At 42.7% G+C, this 18017-nt stretch carries 15 protein-coding genes and 1 pseudogene; 4 read left to right on the forward strand and 12 right to left on the reverse strand.

What is annotated here, in order from left to right; genetic code table 11:
• Positions 1 to 545 precede the first annotated feature (545 nt).
• On the reverse strand, positions 546 to 1532 hold the full coding sequence (locus KAI36_RS13600) for an aldo/keto reductase (RefSeq protein WP_258296954.1): 987 nt from the start codon (positions 1530 to 1532) through the stop codon (positions 546 to 548).
• A gap of 474 nt (positions 1533 to 2006) precedes the next feature.
• Here KAI36_RS13600 and KAI36_RS13605 point away from each other — a divergent pair, with 474 nt between their 5' ends.
• Positions 2007 to 2924 (forward strand): AraC family transcriptional regulator, encoded by a 918-nt coding sequence (locus KAI36_RS13605; RefSeq protein WP_025722789.1) that lies wholly within the window; start codon positions 2007 to 2009, stop codon positions 2922 to 2924.
• Positions 2925 to 3049: 125 nt separating this feature from the next.
• Here the strand turns inward: KAI36_RS13605 and KAI36_RS13610 are convergent.
• From KAI36_RS13610 to KAI36_RS27720, 3 genes and pseudogenes are all read right to left on the reverse strand, one after another.
• Positions 3050 to 3909: pseudogene (locus KAI36_RS13610) on the reverse strand (aldo/keto reductase); the annotation flags it as partial.
• Between the two features lie 16 nt (positions 3910 to 3925).
• On the reverse strand, positions 3926 to 4672 hold the full coding sequence (locus tag KAI36_RS13615; RefSeq protein WP_025722787.1) for an SDR family oxidoreductase: 747 nt from the start codon (positions 4670 to 4672) through the stop codon (positions 3926 to 3928).
• Positions 4653 to 4898 (reverse strand): carboxymuconolactone decarboxylase family protein, encoded by a 246-nt coding sequence (locus KAI36_RS27720; RefSeq protein WP_375162973.1) that lies wholly within the window; start codon positions 4896 to 4898, stop codon positions 4653 to 4655. Before KAI36_RS27720 ends, KAI36_RS13615 begins: the two co-directional genes overlap by 20 nt.
• Before the next feature lie 242 nt (positions 4899 to 5140).
• Between KAI36_RS27720 and KAI36_RS13625 the strand changes: the two genes are divergently transcribed.
• Positions 5141 to 5683 carry a TetR/AcrR family transcriptional regulator gene (locus tag KAI36_RS13625; RefSeq protein ID WP_023988832.1) on the forward strand — a complete coding sequence of 181 codons (543 nt, stop codon included), beginning with the start codon at positions 5141 to 5143 and terminating at the stop codon, positions 5681 to 5683.
• Positions 5684 to 5799: 116 nt separating this feature from the next.
• Here the strand turns inward: KAI36_RS13625 and KAI36_RS13630 are convergent, their stop codons facing one another.
• A complete protein-coding gene (locus KAI36_RS13630; RefSeq protein ID WP_220025129.1) occupies positions 5800 to 6795 on the reverse strand; it encodes a Gfo/Idh/MocA family protein in 996 nt (331 codons plus the stop codon).
• A gap of 1 nt (position 6796) precedes the next feature.
• Positions 6797 to 7816: a Gfo/Idh/MocA family oxidoreductase gene (locus KAI36_RS13635; protein ID WP_220025130.1), complete on the reverse strand. Its 1020-nt coding sequence runs from the start codon at positions 7814 to 7816 to the stop codon at positions 6797 to 6799.
• Positions 7817 to 7997: 181 nt separating this feature from the next.
• On the opposite strand from KAI36_RS13635, the gene KAI36_RS13640 reads away from it, so the two are divergent.
• Positions 7998 to 8864 (forward strand): MurR/RpiR family transcriptional regulator, encoded by an 867-nt coding sequence (locus KAI36_RS13640; protein WP_220025131.1) that lies wholly within the window; start codon positions 7998 to 8000, stop codon positions 8862 to 8864.
• Between the two features lie 78 nt (positions 8865 to 8942).
• On the opposite strand, the gene KAI36_RS13645 is transcribed toward KAI36_RS13640, so the two are convergent.
• The 6 genes from KAI36_RS13645 to KAI36_RS13670 form a co-directional block, all read right to left on the reverse strand.
• Positions 8943 to 10070: an NAD(P)/FAD-dependent oxidoreductase gene (locus KAI36_RS13645; protein WP_220025132.1), complete on the reverse strand. Its 1128-nt coding sequence runs from the start codon at positions 10068 to 10070 to the stop codon at positions 8943 to 8945.
• Positions 10071 to 10159: 89 nt separating this feature from the next.
• Positions 10160 to 12997 carry an excinuclease ABC subunit UvrA gene (gene uvrA / locus KAI36_RS13650; RefSeq protein ID WP_220025133.1) on the reverse strand — a complete coding sequence of 946 codons (2838 nt, stop codon included), beginning with the start codon at positions 12995 to 12997 and terminating at the stop codon, positions 10160 to 10162.
• Between the two features lie 12 nt (positions 12998 to 13009).
• Positions 13010 to 13504, reverse strand: a complete 495-nt coding sequence (locus tag KAI36_RS13655; RefSeq protein ID WP_220025134.1) for a hypothetical protein — start codon at positions 13502 to 13504, stop codon at positions 13010 to 13012.
• 18 nt (positions 13505 to 13522) lie between these two features.
• Entirely contained in the window at positions 13523 to 14128 is a 606-nt protein-coding gene (locus KAI36_RS13660) for a pentapeptide repeat-containing protein (RefSeq protein WP_220025135.1), read from the reverse strand.
• A 342-nt stretch (positions 14129 to 14470) separates the two neighbouring features.
• Complete coding sequence (locus tag KAI36_RS13665) at positions 14471 to 15820, reverse strand: MFS transporter (RefSeq protein ID WP_220025136.1); 1350 nt, start codon at positions 15818 to 15820, stop codon at positions 14471 to 14473.
• 10 nt (positions 15821 to 15830) lie between these two features.
• Positions 15831 to 16862: a quercetin 2,3-dioxygenase gene (locus KAI36_RS13670; RefSeq protein WP_220028127.1), complete on the reverse strand. Its 1032-nt coding sequence runs from the start codon at positions 16860 to 16862 to the stop codon at positions 15831 to 15833.
• A gap of 185 nt (positions 16863 to 17047) precedes the next feature.
• Here KAI36_RS13670 and KAI36_RS13675 point away from each other — a divergent pair, with 185 nt between their 5' ends.
• A complete protein-coding gene (locus KAI36_RS13675) occupies positions 17048 to 17929 on the forward strand; it encodes an AraC family transcriptional regulator (protein WP_220025137.1) in 882 nt (293 codons plus the stop codon).
• Positions 17930 to 18017: the final 88 nt, after the last annotated feature.

Below are 18017 nucleotides of genomic sequence, written 5' to 3' on the forward strand. Positions count from 1 at the left end.
ATAAGCTCATTTCTCTACTGAAAGGACATTGTCTCGCAATTCCTGCTTGCCAGCAGATTGAACGGAATATCCCAGTCCCAGCAGTCGGTGCCGCGAACAAATAAATGTTTATTAACTATTGCGCTAACGGGTACGAAAGTTCAATAAAATAGCGGCAGTTCTAGGACTTTATTTCCTCGTCCATGACTGCCGCTATTTCGATTTTAGGGATGATTTTAATGTTATTTACAGGCATTCAACAGTTTCCATATGGGCGGTAAGATTCGTACTCAGCACGTAGAATCGATGCAAAATTCCCTTGCCGAAGGTCTACGTCGCGTCAGCATCGAAATCTTACTACTTTTTACCGTCTGCTAAGTCCCTTTGAAAAAAATGAAACTGCCTGGTTTACAGGCAGCAAGTTAATGAACATCGGACTTTACTCACTCCGCCTCATAAGGCAGGACAGGATTTTAATATCGCGGAGAAATACGATTTCTCATCTCAATTATTTACGTTAACAAAAGAGACTTTCTCAAGACCGGGATATGACTTGAAGAATTAGATCAAAGACCCGTTCTTCTCTCCAGTTCCTCCGTATATCTGGCGCCCATCAAAGTGATCTGCGAGGCTGCGCTGTTAATATTGCGCACATCTTCGGATGTGAGTTCAATGTCCACTGCGCCTAGATTTTCTTCCAGACGGCTTAATTTCCGTGTGCCCGGGATTGGAACGATCCACGGCTTCTGGGCTAGCAGCCAGGAGAGTGCGATTTGGGCTGGCGTTGCTTTTAACTGCTCAGCCATCTCTTTAAGCAGGTCGACCAGCACCTGATTGGCCTCCAGGGCTTCTGGAGTAAAACGTGGAAGAACGCTACGCAAGTCGCCATGATTGAATGTCGTATTTGCATTAAAACTCCCCGTCAGGTACCCCTTGCCCAAAGGACTGAACGGAACGAAGCCAATACCGAGCTCCTCTAGGGCAGGGAGGAGTTCCTCTTCGGGGCGTCTCCACCACAGGGAATATTCACTCTGAATTGCAGTGAGTGGCTGAACCGCGTGTGCACGACGAATGGTCTTCACTCCTGCTTCAGACAATCCCCAGTGCTTCACCTTTCCTTCCCGGATCAGATCTTGCACGGCTCCCGCTACCTCTTCGATCGGCACATCTGGATCGACCCGGTGCTGATAGTACAGGTCGATGGCTTCAATCTTGAGCCGTCTAAGCGATTCTTCGGCAACTTTCTTGATATGCTCAGGGCGACTGTTCATCCCGTACTGCTTGCCATCCTGGATATTGAAGCCGAACTTCGTGGCAATCACGACTTGATCTCGAACAGGAAGAAGAGCTTCGCCCAAGAGTTCTTCATTCGTGTAGGGTCCGTATACTTCGGCAGTATCAAAGAAAGTCACGCCACGCTCGACCGCTTTCCGAATGACCGAGATCATTTCCTTTTGGTCCGAAGCCGGTCCATAACCGTAACTCATTCCCATGCATCCAAGTCCGATTGCGGAAACTTCCAGACCGCTATTTCCCAATTTACGCTTTTCCATCATACATCTTCCTTTCTTAATATGATTCTATTTTTATTTAGTTAGAGAGTTGGTCATTATAAATGTTATTATTTTCCATTAGTTAATTGGCTTACTATCCTATCAAGAGAACTATTATATAATTTTTTGAAAAATTCATGTTCTTCAAACTCTATTAATGTGATAAGCCTTTGAACCAATAAGTTCCTAAACCAACGATTCAAATAATTCATCTCCTCCCTTTTTTAAACTTGTTCTTTGATAATGTCGTTATGCTTACGGTAGTTTAGAGGCTTCTGTCACTCCATCCGCTTCAGCTGTTATATTGTTCTCCCCCTTGCTTGATTCTGTGAGCTTAGTCTTATTATGCCGAACAGAAAAAGCGAAGCGATATCTCATTCGTCTTAAATGATTGCCCAATCCTATTACGGCTACTGTTGCTACAGGCGGATAAGTCTTATAATGGGACCAGACAAACCTGCAAGGAGGATTTGAATGTCCGAGAACCTTATTCAACAGCAACAGGAGCTTACCGGATTAATCGAGCGTCACTCGCTTCAGAATAGCACCAAGGAAACGGCGATCCCTTCCCTATTTTTCTATCAGCATTCCAGCATAACTGAGCCCGCGTATCGGGTTTACAAGCCTTCTTTTTGTGTTGTCGTTCAAGGTCTGAAAGAAATTTTGCTGGCACAGGAGAGATTTGAATATGGACCGTCCAATTATCTGATCGCTTCCATGAATCTGCCTGTGATCGGTCAAATTATAAAAGCGTCTGCTGACTCTCCTTACCTGAGTCTCAAGCTCGAATTTACACAGAACCAGATCCTTGAAGTGCTGAACGATTGTGATATTAAGGTCACGTCAAAAGATAATGCCAAGCGTGCCCTGTTCGTCGGCCGGATGGAATCGTCCATTCAGGACGCCGTGCTCAGGCTTGCCCGTCTGCTGGACACCCCGGGAGAAATCCCATTTCTCGCCCCGCTTTACACGAGGGAGATTCTGTACAGGCTGCTGCAGGGGCCCTATGGAGTCGAATTGGCTCAGATTGCAGTCGAAGGAAGCAGCACCTATCGGATCCGGGAAGCTATCGACCATATTGTCCGAAATTGGGACCAGTCTTTTCGGATCGAAGATCTTGCAGACACCGCCAGCATGAGTGTTTCTTCGTTCCATCGGCATTTTAAAGAGGTAACCGCCATGAGCCCAATTCAGTTCCAAAAACAGCTGAGACTTCAGGAAGCTCGCCGCATCTTATTGGCTGAATCGGCGGACGCCGCAGACGTCGCTTTCAGGGTTGGTTACGAGAGCTCTTCCCAATTCAGCCGTGAATACTCCCGCACGTTCGGTGCTCCTCCGAGAGCGGACATCAAGCGATTGAAGGAAAAATATGACCAGGTCATGAATGACTAGGCCCAATTCGGCAGCAGCGTCTCACCCCGGTCTGTAGCAGGCGCGGGAGTCACCGAAAGTCTGGAAATCTCATCGCGCCACTCTGGAGTCATCTCTACATCGACAGCGTCCAGTGAGTCTTCCAGCTGCGCGAGGTTTCTTGCGCCAATAATTGGCGCCGTGATCATAGGATTGGACATCGCCCAGCTACCGCAAGCGTTGAGGGCTTCACGCCTCGTTCTGCTGCATGTGCAGTAAAGCGGTCGGCGACGGCAAAATTCATTTCATCCGCATAGCGGTCCGTATACCGCTGCTCTTCGACCAGCCGTCCTTGCTCCGGTCGTTTGTTCGTTCCGTATTTGCCCGTAAGAATCCCGACTCCCAGAGGGCTGTACGAAGTGACCCCAATCTGCTCGGAAGCGGCAAGAGGCAGGATTTCTACCTCAGCCTGACATTTGACCAGGTTGTACATCGGCTGGATCAATTCAAAGCGTGCCAGCTCCTCCTTGGCAGAGATGCCGACCGCTTTGGCAATCTGCCAGGCCGACCAGTTGCTCACCGCTGGGTAAAGGATTTTACCCAGCGCTTGGAGATCGTCGAGTGCACGAAGCGTCTCCTCCATTGGCGTATTTTCGTCGAATATATGCACGAAGTAGAAGTCGATGCGGTCCGTCTTCAGGCGTCGCAGACTGTTTTCCACTTCAAGCATGATATGACGGCGGGAAAGCCCCCTAGTATTTACGTCCTGTCCCATCGGATAGAAAACTTTGGTGCTCAGTACAATCTCATCCCGGCAGTCCTCGATGCACTCGCCCAGAATTTCTTCGGAGCGACCCTGGCTGTACACGTTTGCTGTATCGAAAAAGTTAATACCAGCTTCGCGGGAGCGGTTGAACATTTTTTTGGATGTTTCTTTATCGGCATTTCCGCCGAAGGACATCGTGCCAAAACATAAATTAGAAACCTTGATTCCTGTTTTTCCTACTGTACGATAATTCATCGTCATTCCTCCTGATGTTGACTTACGCCTGTTGTGTGGTAGGGCGAATAATCATTTCATTGATCGCAACATCTCCTGGCTCTTCAATCGCAAAAGCAATCGCACGTGCGATACTTTCCGCTTTAATCGCTCCTTGATATAACTCATCGTAGGCTTGTTTTAACTCTGCATCCGTGATTCCCTCTGTCAATTCAGTGCTGACAGCTCCTGGTGAGATATTCGTTGTACGAATCTGGGTACCGCTGATCGCCTCTTCTTGACGTAAACCTTCTGTAATCGCCCTTACGGCATGTTTGGTCGCGCAATATACAGTGCCGCCGGGGTAGACATTATGTCCGGCAATAGAAGACAGATTAATGATATGGCCAGATTTCTGTTCCCGCATCGCAGGCAGAACAGCAGCAATCCCGTACAAAAGGCCCTTGATATTAATATCAATCATCATATCCCATTCATTAATTTTCTTCTTAAAGAGAAACGATTGCGGCATGACTCCGGCATTATTGATAAGTACGTCGATTTTCCCAAACTCTTGAAGTGCATACGAAGCCAACTCCTCCACTTGTTCATGCGATGTCACATCGGTTACTTTGTAGATGGCTGTACCCCCGCTTTGTTCAACTTCTTCTTGCAGCTTTTGTAAACGATCCTCACGGCGAGCCGCCAGCACAAGCTTCGCACCTTTAGATGCCAGTTCTTTGGCCGCTGCCTCTCCGATTCCGCTGGAAGCACCTGTAATAATAACGACTTTATCTTGAATATTGGACATAGAGAATGAACATCCTTTCTAATTTGAATTGCTTAATTGAGGTTCTGAGATTGGATATAAAATGTTTGCTTTGAGACTTGGTTTTCTTTTGCGAATAGTTCTTTGGCCACTGTAATAGCGGACATCGCCTTCGGCCAGCCCGCATAAAGGCAAGATGGGTAATGACTTCGATCAGTTCCTCTTCCGTCAGGCCGTTGTCTTTGGCTTTACTCAAATGAAAGCCCAATCGTTCGCTGTGCAGCCGTAAGTTTTTGAGTATCTGACATGTGATATCTCCTCTTTCTTCATTTGCATTGATCCTTCATATAAATGCATCTATAATTGAAAGAGATACATTATTGAACTTGTGTCTATTATTATAAGATGATACAGAATGCTTGCAATTGTTAAATACGCTTGATTTGTTCATTAATAGACATATAAGTTAAAACAGTCAATTATCATTTAGAAGTTTAGGGGTTGAACACAGTGAAAGTGGACAGGAGAATACTCAAAACACAGGAAGCCTTGAAAAAAGCATTAACGGAGTTGATGGCCGAAAAGAGTTTCGACCATATTACGATTCAGGATCTATCCGACAAAGCGAATGTAAGCCGGGGAACCATCTATCTTCATTACGTGGACAAATATGATTTGCTGGATAAGCTGATCGCTGCACACATCAATGAACTTCGAAGATTATGTATTGAATCGGCTCATTTGAGCTTTACAGAGGCCGAAATTGTTTGGTTTGAATATTTTGAGGCTAACTATTTATTTTTCTCCACGATGCTGGTGAGCAAAGGCGCCCCTTACTTCCGCACTCAGTTTCTTGAATTTATGATCGATGAACTTCGGGAAGAGGTCGACATGAATGAAGCAAGAAATCGGGGACTAAACGAAGAGGTGGTTGTCCGTTATGCAGCGTCCGCTGTGGTAGGGATTATGGAGTGGTGGTTTTTGAATGATAAACCTCTCCCTCCTGTCGAGATGGCAGAGCAAATAGGCATGCTGTTGGACCGGAAATTGTGAATCTGATAAAAAAAGAGTAGCAGGCTACTATGTCTGCTACTCTCAAATCAGCGAGTCAGAAGCAACCCTAGCGAGTTGCTTCTTTAACATTCAGTTCGTTAACTGATCTAAAAGTATTATAGATCGTGTTTATCAGGGCCAAATACAAGATTGGCGGACTGCTTGGCTTTCTCAATGACATTCATGACCTTCTCGCTATGTTCAAGCATATCCGAGACTTTTCCAAAATCTTTTTCTTCGATGATACGATCAAACTCAACGAATTCGTCATACATTCGATGCGGATGATCTTTTAAGTCAACCCGAATTGGCGTTTCCTTATTCGCAGTGTAATCAAAGCAGTCGCATATATTAGCTGAACTTGCCATGTGTATATAGCCCTTATTGCCTTGAATGTTCACGGCATTGGGGGCCGTACTATCTTTTGAACCTATGCAGACACACTTGAAATCACCGTAATCAAGCAGCAGCATACCTGAAGTATCAATTCCACGCTCCATGTTCGCCCAATACTCCACTTTCTTAGGGCTCCCGAAGAATCCAACAACAAAATGAATATTATATAAATTAATATCCATCAAGGCTCCACCGGACATTTCCGGATTAAACGCAGGCTGGATTATTCCCGCTTTGAAAGCTTCATATCGAGATGAGTATTGAGAATAGTTGCATTCAACTATTTTGATCTCACCAAGTTTAGGTAGATACTCCTTTATTGACAAATAATTTTTCAAATATTGATTCGTTATGGCTTCCACCAATACCAGTTTTCTTTGCTGAGCAATTTCTTTTAGCTCTAGAAATTCTTGCAAATTGGAAGTAAACGGCTTCTCACAAATGACATGTTTACCACTCAATAATGCTTCTTTGGCATATGAATAATGAAGATGATTAGGCAACCCGATATAAACTGTATCCACATCACGGTTCATCAGCATCTCACTGTAATCCGAATAAATCTGAGATATTCCATATTTACTTTTCAAATCCAGTAATTTCTCCTGGTGGCTAGGTCTAGAACAAATGCCCTTTAATAAAATGGCCGGGATTTCCTGAATAAAGCTCAATAGATCCCCTACGATCATCCCTGCTCCGACAATTCCCAACTTCATTTTAGTTGCACTCCTCTATACCTTTTTCAAGTATTTCCATACAAATTATCGTTTCTTCGTCTTTAATCACTTTTTCTTTACCAAATACGATCGACTGATAAATATCGTCATACACTCGGGCATAGTCTCCCTTTTCAGAAACGACTTTTTCTTCATGATACTCGCCTTTATCATCCAGATATGTTAAGATGCCGTAATGCTCGGGCAGGTCGATGCCGAAATCGGCGTGTCCCTTAGGCAGATAGTATAATTTCAGATGCTCCTCCTGACGATCCTTCGTTTGCTTTATAAAAACGCCTTTTTTGCCGTATACAACAAAACTCGGCCGCTCTTTTAAGCGAAAAAAGCTGGATTTGATGGATACCTTGAGCGAGGGATAATAAAAATCCAGATCAAAGTAATCATTCATTCTCCCAGAACCCAGCAATTGACGAACATCGTAATGGATTGTGTCCGGCTTCCCAAAATAGGAAAGAACCTGGTCAATGGTATGAACGCCATGTCCATATAGGTAACTGTTATACTTGGAAAAATGAGAAGTGGAGTTCGGGACCTCAGGGCGATAATAATCGTAATGCATCTCCACTTCCAGCAAATCTCCAAGTTTTCCTGATTCAATAACCTTCTGGGTAGTGAGGAAATCCGAGTCGTAACGTCTATTCTGATAGCATTGTATAACCAGATTTTTCTCTTTAGCATATTGGAAGATCGACACGGCTTCTTCTTTGGTTAACATAAAAGGTTTCTCAACAAGTACATTTTTCCCGTGGTCAAGCGCCATTTTTGCATAGTCGTAGTGGGATTCTACAGGTGTACAGATAACAATCAACTGAATCTCCTTATCGTTCATTAGAGATTCAATATTATCTGTATACAGCACGTCAGGGATTTTTTCCCATTCCCCTTTATCTGGATTACGTGCGTATATCGTCTTCACTTTCAAATCATCTCTGTTCAATGAAAAAGGAAGATGATAACGGTTCGTGCTTTTCCCATTTCCAATATAACCGATGGTAAGCATATTATTTCCCCCTTAGGCTCTTTTTCATTTATTATAGAAGAAGAACGTTGATCGTAAAGGATTTGCCGCCAAAATGGTACAATCAACCGATTATTTTTAAAAATGGTTGTTTATTTTTAAACAAAATGTTTATTTCATATTATTTATCAAACGTTATTTCAATTGAACCGGAGTGAACCTGTTGAAAATACTGATGCAATTATCAGAAATGCAAAACTTTACACCAAACGAAAAAAGCATTGCGTCCTATATTTTGATTCACAAGGAAAGTATCCTGCACTTAAATATTCAGGAGCTTGCAAAGGCAACATATACTTCGCATTCCGCGATTAATCGATTAACACATAAACTTGGGGTATCGGGCTTCAAGGAGTTTATAATCAAACTTGCTCGGGAATTTCAGCAGAATACCCAGAACATTTCCAATGTAGATCCCAACTATCCATTCGGTTTTGATGAATCCCCACTTCAAGTGGCGAAAGAAATTGCAGAATTAATGAAAGAAACGATTGAAAAAAACTTTACATTCATGGATGATGATTTATTGTCGCAAACAGCCCTACTGCTGGATCAAGCAAAAAGAATCTTTATATATGCGTTAGGCGATTCACAAATCCGTGCGAAAAGTTTTCAAAATAAATTGGTAAAAATAAACAAGTACGTAGTCATAGCCACGGAGCTGTCTGAATGGGCTTACCATACGGCTAATCTTACGACACAGGACTGCGCTGTGTTTTTAACTTACCACGGAAAGTCGCCGATTTTTTTAAAAGCAGCACGGCATTTCGCACATGAAAATATCCCTTTTATCACAATTACAGCAACCAATCAAAATGAATTGGCCAAACTCAGTAATATCTGTATCCAAGTGCCTAATGACGAAGTAAAACATGCCAAGATTGGTACATTTTCGTCGCAAATTGCCTTTGAGTATGTATTAAATGTGATTTACTCCTGTATCTATAAAATCGACTACTTGAAAAACATGCAAATCACAACACAATCGTTGAAGAATTCGCATCTCAATGACATGATGAATGACGTATAGAATGAATATAGCACTAAAACAAAAAGTCGCCAGTATGGCGACTTCATAAGCATATATATTGTTCTCCTCGGTCAAAAATCAACTTTCATCGATTGCTTTTCGAATATTATAATCATTGATATCGATATCTAAATCCATTCCAAGTACCAACTTTGCCAGCTGATTTCCAATAAAGGGGCCCATGGTCAACCCGGATGCTCCAAGCCCATTTGCCGCTATAAGGCTATTCCAGCCAGGGACAGCTCCGATTACCGGTAGAAAACCGGGTGTAAAAGGACGGAAACCAACTCTTACCTCCTGAAAAGTGCTGTTTGCTAAATCAGGGGCCAATTCTAAACCTTTATTCAGAATTTCCTGCATCCCACCTGCTGTTACTCTCGTATCGTAACCTTCGATTTCATTTTCGTGAGTCGCCCCTATTACGATCTTCTGTTTATCAAAAGCCAGCAGATATTGATCAGAAGGCGGTATGATTACAGGCCAGGTGCCTGTGTTTTGCCTATTAGGAACCTGCAAATGCATAATTTGTGCTTTTTGATAACTAACCTTAAAATGAATGCCCAAAGGCAGCAGTAGTTGATTTGCCCATGCACCTGCACAAACAATGACCTTGTCAGCCGAGAAGCTTTTTGCACCGACCGCTACTCCTATTACATGGTCGGACTCATATTGAAGCGTAGCATCTCCATGTATAAGGACCGCCCCGTTTTTTTGTGCTGATCGGACCAACGCATCCCGTAGCGCACGACCATCTATACGGGCGGCACCGCTAATATGAACAGAATGATAACCTTCTACTAACAAAGGAAACCGTTCATGGGTTTCTTTTTCATTTAACCGGGTAATTTCACCGATTTCCGGTGCATCTGCTTGTCGTAAGTGTGCCCGCTCCTCCATTTTTTTGATTTTCTCCAAATCATCATGAATACTGAGAGCACCCACTTGAGCATAGCCTGTTTCTGTTTCTCCCTCGCTTTTGAGTTCTTCAATCAACCCAGGATAAAAGCGTGCGCCTGCCTTTGCCAGCTGGTACCAAGCCTGATTACGTCGCTGTGATAGCCAGGGACAGATAATGCCAGCTGCGGCATCAGTAGCCTGTCCTTTATCTTTGCGGTCTACAATAATGACATTAGCACCCATTTTTGCTAACTGGTATGCTGTCGATGCCCCCAGAATTCCTGATCCAATTACGATGACCTTCTTCATGATTACATCCCTTTCCTAAATCACTGTATCCATTATAGCGAATACTACATGAATGCATAGAGTTTGAAATTCGAGATTAGGATGATTATCTATGAATGTATGTCTCTAAGTTCTTTGCGTAAATATTGCCCCGTGTAGCTCAGCTTAAAGTCGGCCACTTGTTCCGGGGTCCCGGTACATACGACGTTCCCTCCATTGTTACCACCTTCGGGTCCCAGATCAATAATATAGTCTGCATTCTTGATCACATCCAGATTATGCTCGATAACAACAATGGTATTCCCCTCCTCGGTCAGCACATGAAGTATATTGATCAATTGCTGCACATCCGCAACGTGAAGTCCTGTAGTGGGTTCATCCATAACATATAGCGTTGAACCCGTAGCGGGCTTCAGCAGTTCTGATGCAAGTTTCACTCGCTGTGCTTCTCCACCTGATAGCGTTGTAGAAGACTGACCCAGCTTCACATAACCCAACCCCACTTTACAGAGCGCCTCGATTTTCTTCCGTATTTTCGGAACATACTCAAAAAATACAACAGCTTCGTCCGCAGTCATCTCCAAGATATCTGCAATGCTTTTCCCTTTATAGTGAACTTCCAGAGTTTCCCGATTGTATCGCTTCCCCTTACAGACGTCACAGGGCACATACACATCGGGCAGGAAATGCATTTCGATTCTCATCAATCCATCACCCGTACAGGCTTCACAGCGTCCACCCTTAATATTAAACGAAAAGCGACCCGGGCCATATGCACGTACCTTGGCTTCGTTTGTCATGGCAAAGAGGGAGCGAATATTATCAAAAAGACCGGTGTATGTGGCCGGGTTGGAACGAGGAGTCCGTCCAATCGGGCTTTGATCCATATTAATAATCTTATCCAAATGCTCTATGCCATCAATTTGTGAATGTTTTCCTGAGCGAGTGTGAGCTCGATTTAGTGTCGCCGCCAGCTTTTTATAAAGTATCTCGTTAACAAGGCTGGACTTACCAGACCCGGAAACGCCCGTAACACACGTGATCGTTCCTAATGGGATGGATACATTGATGTTTTTCAGATTGTTTTCCGCTGCTCCCACAATAGTCAGATAATGTCCATTGCCTGGTCGACGGTTCTCAGGCACGGGAATCCATCTTTGATGCGACAAATATTGGCCTGTTATCGAACGTTTTTCAGCGGTAATTTGGTCAAGTTCTCCCTGAGCAACCACTTCTCCTCCATGCATACCAGCACCCGGACCAATGTCCACAATCCAGTCTGCTTGCCGGATCGTCTCTTCGTCATGCTCTACCACAATGACGGTGTTGCCCAAATCACGCATTTCCTTCAAAGCGGAAATAAGCCGTTCATTGTCTCGCTGGTGCAAGCCGATCGAGGGCTCGTCGAGAATGTACAGCACTCCCGTTAGACGCGATCCAATCTGGGTGGCCAAACGAATGCGCTGACTCTCCCCGCCTGAAAGTGTTCCGGCAGTTCGGTATAACGTCAAATATTCCAACCCGACATTTTTCAAAAATACAAGTCGGTCAACAATCTCCGTCGTAATCGGGTCGGCAATCATAGCCTTAGCTGGGGACAGATGCATATTTTCGATAAAATGAATGGCCTCGGTAACAGACAGCTTGCAGAAATCTGAGATGTTCATATCACAGACGGTTACAGCAAGAAGCATCGGTGCTAGCCGATCACCGTGACAGTCGTGGCAAAGCAAGGCGGACATATAGCCTTCAAGTTCTTTCCGCATTGTATCGGACTGAGTTTCCCGATATCGTCGATCCAGATTGTTGACAATCCCTTCGAATGCCTGGTACAGCACCTTCTCCCGTTGACTGCTTTCCCACCTTAGTTCAAGTTTTTCACCTTGTGTTCCATAGAGGAGCATGTCCAATGCTTGCTGTGAAATCTGATCAAGAGGAGTATCCAGATCAAATCCAGCCTTTTTTCCAATCGCTTCAAAATACATTTTGCAATAGGAGTTGGTCTCGACGTTTCCCCATCCGATAGCCTTAATAGCGCCCGAGTTCAGTGTTTGACTGCGATCGGGAGCGACTTTGATCGGGTCAACCTCAAGATGAAAGCCAAGTCCCGAGCAAGTCGGACAGGCGCCGTACTGATTATTAAAAGAGAACATGCGAGGAGACAGCTCCTGCATGGAGAATCCGCAACGGGCACAAGCAAAACTTTGGGAGAACAGCATGTCCTCACCGCTATCCATCCGGTGAACCAATACAGTATCGCCGGACAAAGTAATGGCTGTTTCAATAGAGTCTGTCAGTCTCTGAGTTTCCCCCTCTTTGACTACCAGACGGTCCACTACAATAGCGATAGTATGTTTCCTGTTTTTATCAAGTTGGATCTCTTCCGATAGGTTCTTAACGATACCGTCTACTCGCACACGTGCATAGCCATTGGTTCTCGCTTGTTCAAAAATGTGCTGGTGCTCCCCTTTTTTATCTTGTACTAAAGGTGCGAGCACCATATATTTCGTTCCTTGAGGAAGCCTATATATTTGATCTACAATTTGATCGACAGACTGGCGCGTAACTTCATTTTTACAGGATGGACAATGCGGTGTTCCAACCCTTGCCCACAATAACCTCAAAAAATCGTAAATTTCAGTTACAGTGCCCACTGTGGAACGTGGATTGTTAGATGTCGTTTTTTGTTCAATGGCAATTGCGGGTGAAAGTCCTTCAATCGAGTCGACATCTGGTTTATTGATCTGCCCGAGAAATTGTCTTGCGTAGGAAGATAGTGATTCAACATAACGCATTTGTCCCTCAGCATATAGCGTATCGAATGCCAGGCTGGATTTTCCCGAGCCGCTCACCCCGGTGATCACAACGATTTGGTCTCGAGGAATTTGAATATCAATATCTTTCAAATTATTCTCCCTTGCCCCATGAACGTTAATAAAATTTCGCATGTACTGCTCCTCCTACCCAAGCTGACGCTTTTCAATATCCTCTTTCAAATACCTGCCTGCATCGTCCGCTGAAAGATTCAAAACATACATTAGTTCACTTACCAGCATCTCTCGAGCCATACTCAGAATGGACCTATCATGAGAATTCATTTTCAAATTGTAGGCTTTGGAACAAATCATATCCCTGATGATGCCAAAATGATCATGAAGAAGCCCTGACTCGATCTTGGCCTGCAAAAGGCAGCGACGTTCAGAAGGGTTCAAAGGAAGTTGAGCATATTCTCCAAAAAATTGAGCTCTGGAACTCAAAAAGTAATCCACATTGGACAAAGGTCGGATACATTTTTGCAGTGCTCTCTGTTGCGGAATAAACATGCGAAGTCCTTGTTTAGGAAAATACAAGTTATAGGAACTTTGTAGGTTTTCCAAGTCATCTTCTTTCTCTACAGATTCGAGAATACATACACCATACATTGGATAAAAAAGAAGTTTTTTAGACTGTTCCATGAAAACCTCCACTGTTCTTCAGTCTACCTTTGCTCCATAGGAGCGTATAAACAGGATTGCCTGCTCTCTATCCATTCGCGCGCCTTTAATATTCAAGGTTTTCAAATCAATTCCTTCAAGATTGGCACCACGTAGATCGGCTCCCTGCAAGTTCGCTCTGCTCAAAGTTACTCTCGTTAGGTCAGAGTCTCTCAGGTCAGCTTTCGTCAAATCCGTATCTGAAAAATCTGCTTCATAAAAACGAATTCCTCTCAAATCCTGTTTCCCCAGCTTGGTATGCCTTAGATTAGTGTAGGACCAGTCTCCTTGACTCAAAGTGACACCGTCCATTTGAGCACCTGCAAAGTCCGATCCTGTCATTTTACAAGAGCTGAATTTGGAAACAAAAAGGTTAGCACCATTGAAAGAACAATTTTCAAAAGCTGATTCTGTATGCACAGATCCACATAGAGCAGCACCTTTAAATTCACATTCAATAAAACGACAATGGCTTGTCTCGATCTCATCCAATGAAGTATTCATGAATGTACACTTTTTAAAAGTGCAGCGTACGAGTTCTCCATACCGCAAATCTTGTCCATCAAAATGAACCGCTTCATAATCCTGATCTTTGTATTGATACACTGTATATCCCCGCCATTTAATTGATTTTCAATTCTTATGAGTAGACAATCATGTTGAAAGTCTATAAGTAAATCTCAACTTTTTTTAATATATCATATACCTGTCAAGTACCTGTCTAAAATGGAGGGAAAGTCAAGTGCATTTTTTTTGAAACCAATATTCAGTGGTTCAGTCTTCATTTTCACTTAATGCAAATAGACATTGAGTTCCTCTATCTACTGCATCGAAATAAAAACACTCCTGACATACTGATGTCAGGAGTGTTTTAGAAAGGTTTAACCGACAGGTCGTAACTGAGACACCAGTCGGTTATTAATAAGGATCGTTTAGTATATTTGATTGCTATGTGTCTTGCTGAACGGATGATGCTTCTTTACGAAAAACTGTAAAATAGAAAATAGCAAAGCCTATAATCCATATGCCCAAAATCAAAAAAATAGAGCTGAACATAATTTTGCTTTGTGCTCCTTGATCAAGTACGGATCCAAGAATAGACGTTCCGATAGCCCCCGCCATAAAGCTTCCCATCATATAGATACCCATACCAACTCCGGTTTGGTTGCCGCTTAATGTTCGAGAAATGGTGTTTGCCATTGTAATCTGAGCAAATGTTAATCCAGCATTCGCTAGAATTAAGATAATCGCAATCACGGCAGGAACCGCGTCCATAAAAATACCCAATATGAGGTATGCCATCACTTGGAACAGGAATGCCAACGAGAATACAAATCGATTGCCCTTTGCATCCGCAATTCTTCCACCCGCCAACCCAAGCAATGCAGCAATCAAAGCACCTGGAAACATCACGAGTCCTGTGTTTACAGAAGATAAGTGATGTATTGAGCTTAACACCTGCGGGATCAAATACGGAACACATAAATTAAGTGTAAGAATCATACAAGCGATAATCAACCCTATCGTATACCTTGTATTTTTAAAAAGTGTCGGTTCAATAAAGGGTTCATCCGTTTTGTTAATGCGAATGATGAATAATATGAATATTAGGATAGTAGCCGTAAAATAACTCCAGCTGTGTCCAGTAATGGAGAGTAGCAGCAGCGTAATTGAAGCTGCAAGCAAAATACCTCCTATGAGATCAGCTTTTCCTTTTGAAGGTGTTTCATTTATTAAATACCTCCTGAAAAGAGGGATTGTAATAATTACTAGAAATGAAATCAAAAATAGGTAACGCCAGCTTGCAAATCCAATAACAAATCCAGCAATAATTGGGCCTATTGCTGTCCCTAAGGCCATTCCTGCAGAGGTAATCCCTAAAGCTTTGCCACGATTTTCGATAGATATATAGCGAATCGGGATCAACATGGATGAGGCCGGAACAACAGAAGCCCCTATGGATTGGAAGATTCTGCTCGCAATAACCATCCAATAATTAGAAGAAAATAAACCGACAATAGATCCTAGCGCAAAGCAACATAATCCAAAGGTAATCAGGTTTTTCAACCTAAATATGTCCGCCAATTTTCCGTAAGCCACTGATCCAATAGCATATATGATGATATATGCTGTTACAACCCAGCTTACTTGGGAAGAGGATAATTTAAATTCCTCACGTAATGAAGGTAGAGCGACATTGAACATTGTAGAGTTCATAACTGAGATTACCATTGCAAACGCGAGTATCCAGATAATGGAATATGACTCAGATTGTTTAGTACGATTGTTAGCTGACACAGCGCCCTCCCTACTTACGATCAAGCGGAGATTTAGCCACCACGTTCAGATCAAGTTCGTCAATAATAGCCATTACACGATCCATACGGAGCGGGCCTGGTTCTGTTGGAAAGGTGTATGCTTCGTGAGGCTCACCCAATGCTCGGAAAAAGGGCTCAAACAATCCGGTTACCAACATCCCTACGACCTTCGTATAATGAGAATCCAGTCTGTAAGAATGAAGTGTTCCTGCCGGAACATGAAGAAAATCTCCAGGAAATAGTTTTACTTCCTCCCCATTCGCCCACATCGTCATTTGTCCCTGTACACAAAAGAAGGTTTCCGTATGATGATTATGAAAATGTTCCACGATAGGGTCCCCTTTCGGGCCGTCAGAAGCTATAAAAATGTATTCCCCATTCGTATTCTCTTGAGTGGCTAGAATTCTGTGGAGCTGATCTCCAGTGAGTAATCGGTCTCCCTCTCCATTTTCCAGAACATAAGGGGCTACGCTTCTCGGATTATGGCTTCCTTCAGGCAAGTTATACACTCCCCATTTAACAACATCTTGAAGGAATACAATGTCTGCTCTATTGGAAGCTTCAGTCATGTGATTCTCGGAAAACGTATTCATCGCTGTAACAGGGTGTTCAAAGTATTTATATGGTTCTCCCAAAACCTCATAAATATCCGTGAGATTACCATGAATCGAATAGGAAGCAAAGCGATTTCGGTGCCCAACCATTTGATATGCATGTGCGATTCCTGGTGGAATATGAACATAATCCCCGGCAGTCAACAAATAGTTAATTCCATCGAGCATAAATTCAATCTTGCCTTCCATTACATAAATAGATTCAAAGGCATCCTGATGTTTGTGCAGCGGGAAGCTCTCTCCTTTCCCACCTGAAATCGTCATTAACTCGAGTACACCACCCGTGCTTTTGAAATCGGCAACAACAGTAGCTACCTGTTGACCAAATACATACTTTCTTCCGTCCCCGCTACGCAGCAAATAAGGCATTTTTTCTTCTGGAAGTTTTGTAGTTAAACTAACACTCATCATATATTCCTCCTTTGTGTTTATATTTAAAATTTTAATAGTTTTGATTACTCTCTTAAATGGTCACGGACGACATCTTGTAGGTAATTGCGACCTAGTAACAATTGAATACATATTAAAAATTGATATAATAAAATTTATGACTAAAAATTGTATACTTTATACCAACAAAGGAGGGGATCAAATTGGTTAGCGAAGAGACATATTATCTAGAACATATTTTCACAAATGGGACTCCAATCTCTCTTTGTCCTATCCAAATAAAGGGGAATATTCAAAAACATGCTCATGATTTTTATGAAATATCATATATTAAAGAAGGAGACGGTATACTAAAATTCTCTACTCAGACGTTGCCTGTCTCCAAGGGAGATATTATTTTTATCCCCTATGGAAAAGAGCATCTTTTTATTCAAAGTAATAATATTGATCATTTGCCGCTTAAGGTTATGAACTGTCTTTTTGACAAGCAAGTACTTACACTACCTGGAGAACCTTCCAATAGCCAAATTCAAGAGGATTTTTATCGTTTGGCCCTTCTTTTTCGGGAATGTACTGACTATATTCAAGTTCGAGAAAACGCAAAAGAATTTGCTAAAATTATGTACACTATTGAAATGGAGCAAAAATGTAAATCGACCGGATTCAGATATAAGCTTTATTTATACTTAATAGATTTATTAGATCATATCAGCCATGCCATGCAACAAGTAGCTCATGTTTCCAAGCCAGTCATAGCGGATCCCATTCAGTATACGATTGATGATATAACCAGAAATTATAAAAATCCGTTGTCGGTCGATCAAATTTGCAAGCAATTTTTAATTAGCTCACGTCAATTTCAACGCAAATTTAAAAAAGCTAGCGGAATGACCTATACAAAAATGCTGCAGGATATTCGTATTCACGAGAGTTGTAGCTTACTATTAGATACCAGTTGGAGCGTTCAAACGATCGCACTTGAAGTCGGTATTCATGATATGAAGTATTTCTATCGAATTTTCAAGGAACGATGTGGATTGACCCCGCATGAATTTCGTTTTAATGCCTGTTCGAATATACAGTAATGCGAGATCTTATCTTCATATAGCAGAAAACAATAATAGCCAAATCCAGCAGCGTGTCTCATTTTGAAAACTTATACTGCGAAACATC

Source organism: Paenibacillus sp. S02 (genome assembly GCF_019454065.1).
In the GTDB taxonomy this organism is placed as follows: domain Bacteria; phylum Bacillota; class Bacilli; order Paenibacillales; family Paenibacillaceae; genus Paenibacillus; species Paenibacillus polymyxa_B.

Excerpts from the sequence above, each read along its gene's own strand:
- KAI36_RS13600 (WP_258296954.1), bottom strand. The coding sequence starts at position 1,532 with ATGGAAAAGCGTAAATTGGGAAATAGCGGTCTGGAAGTTTCCGCAATC.
- KAI36_RS13605 (WP_025722789.1), top strand. The coding sequence starts at position 2,007 with ATGTCCGAGAACCTTATTCAACAGCAACAGGAGCTTACCGGATTAATC.
- KAI36_RS13615 (WP_025722787.1), bottom strand. The coding sequence starts at position 4,672 with ATGTCCAATATTCAAGATAAAGTCGTTATTATTACAGGTGCTTCCAGC.
- KAI36_RS13630 (WP_220025129.1), bottom strand. The coding sequence starts at position 6,795 with ATGAAGTTGGGAATTGTCGGAGCAGGGATGATCGTAGGGGATCTATTG.
- KAI36_RS13635 (WP_220025130.1), bottom strand. The coding sequence starts at position 7,816 with ATGCTTACCATCGGTTATATTGGAAATGGGAAAAGCACGAACCGTTAT.
- KAI36_RS13645 (WP_220025132.1), bottom strand. The coding sequence starts at position 10,070 with ATGAAGAAGGTCATCGTAATTGGATCAGGAATTCTGGGGGCATCGACA.
- uvrA (WP_220025133.1), bottom strand. The coding sequence starts at position 12,997 with ATGCGAAATTTTATTAACGTTCATGGGGCAAGGGAGAATAATTTGAAA.
- KAI36_RS13655 (WP_220025134.1), bottom strand. The coding sequence starts at position 13,504 with ATGGAACAGTCTAAAAAACTTCTTTTTTATCCAATGTATGGTGTATGT.
- KAI36_RS13670 (WP_220028127.1), bottom strand. The coding sequence starts at position 16,862 with ATGAGTGTTAGTTTAACTACAAAACTTCCAGAAGAAAAAATGCCTTAT.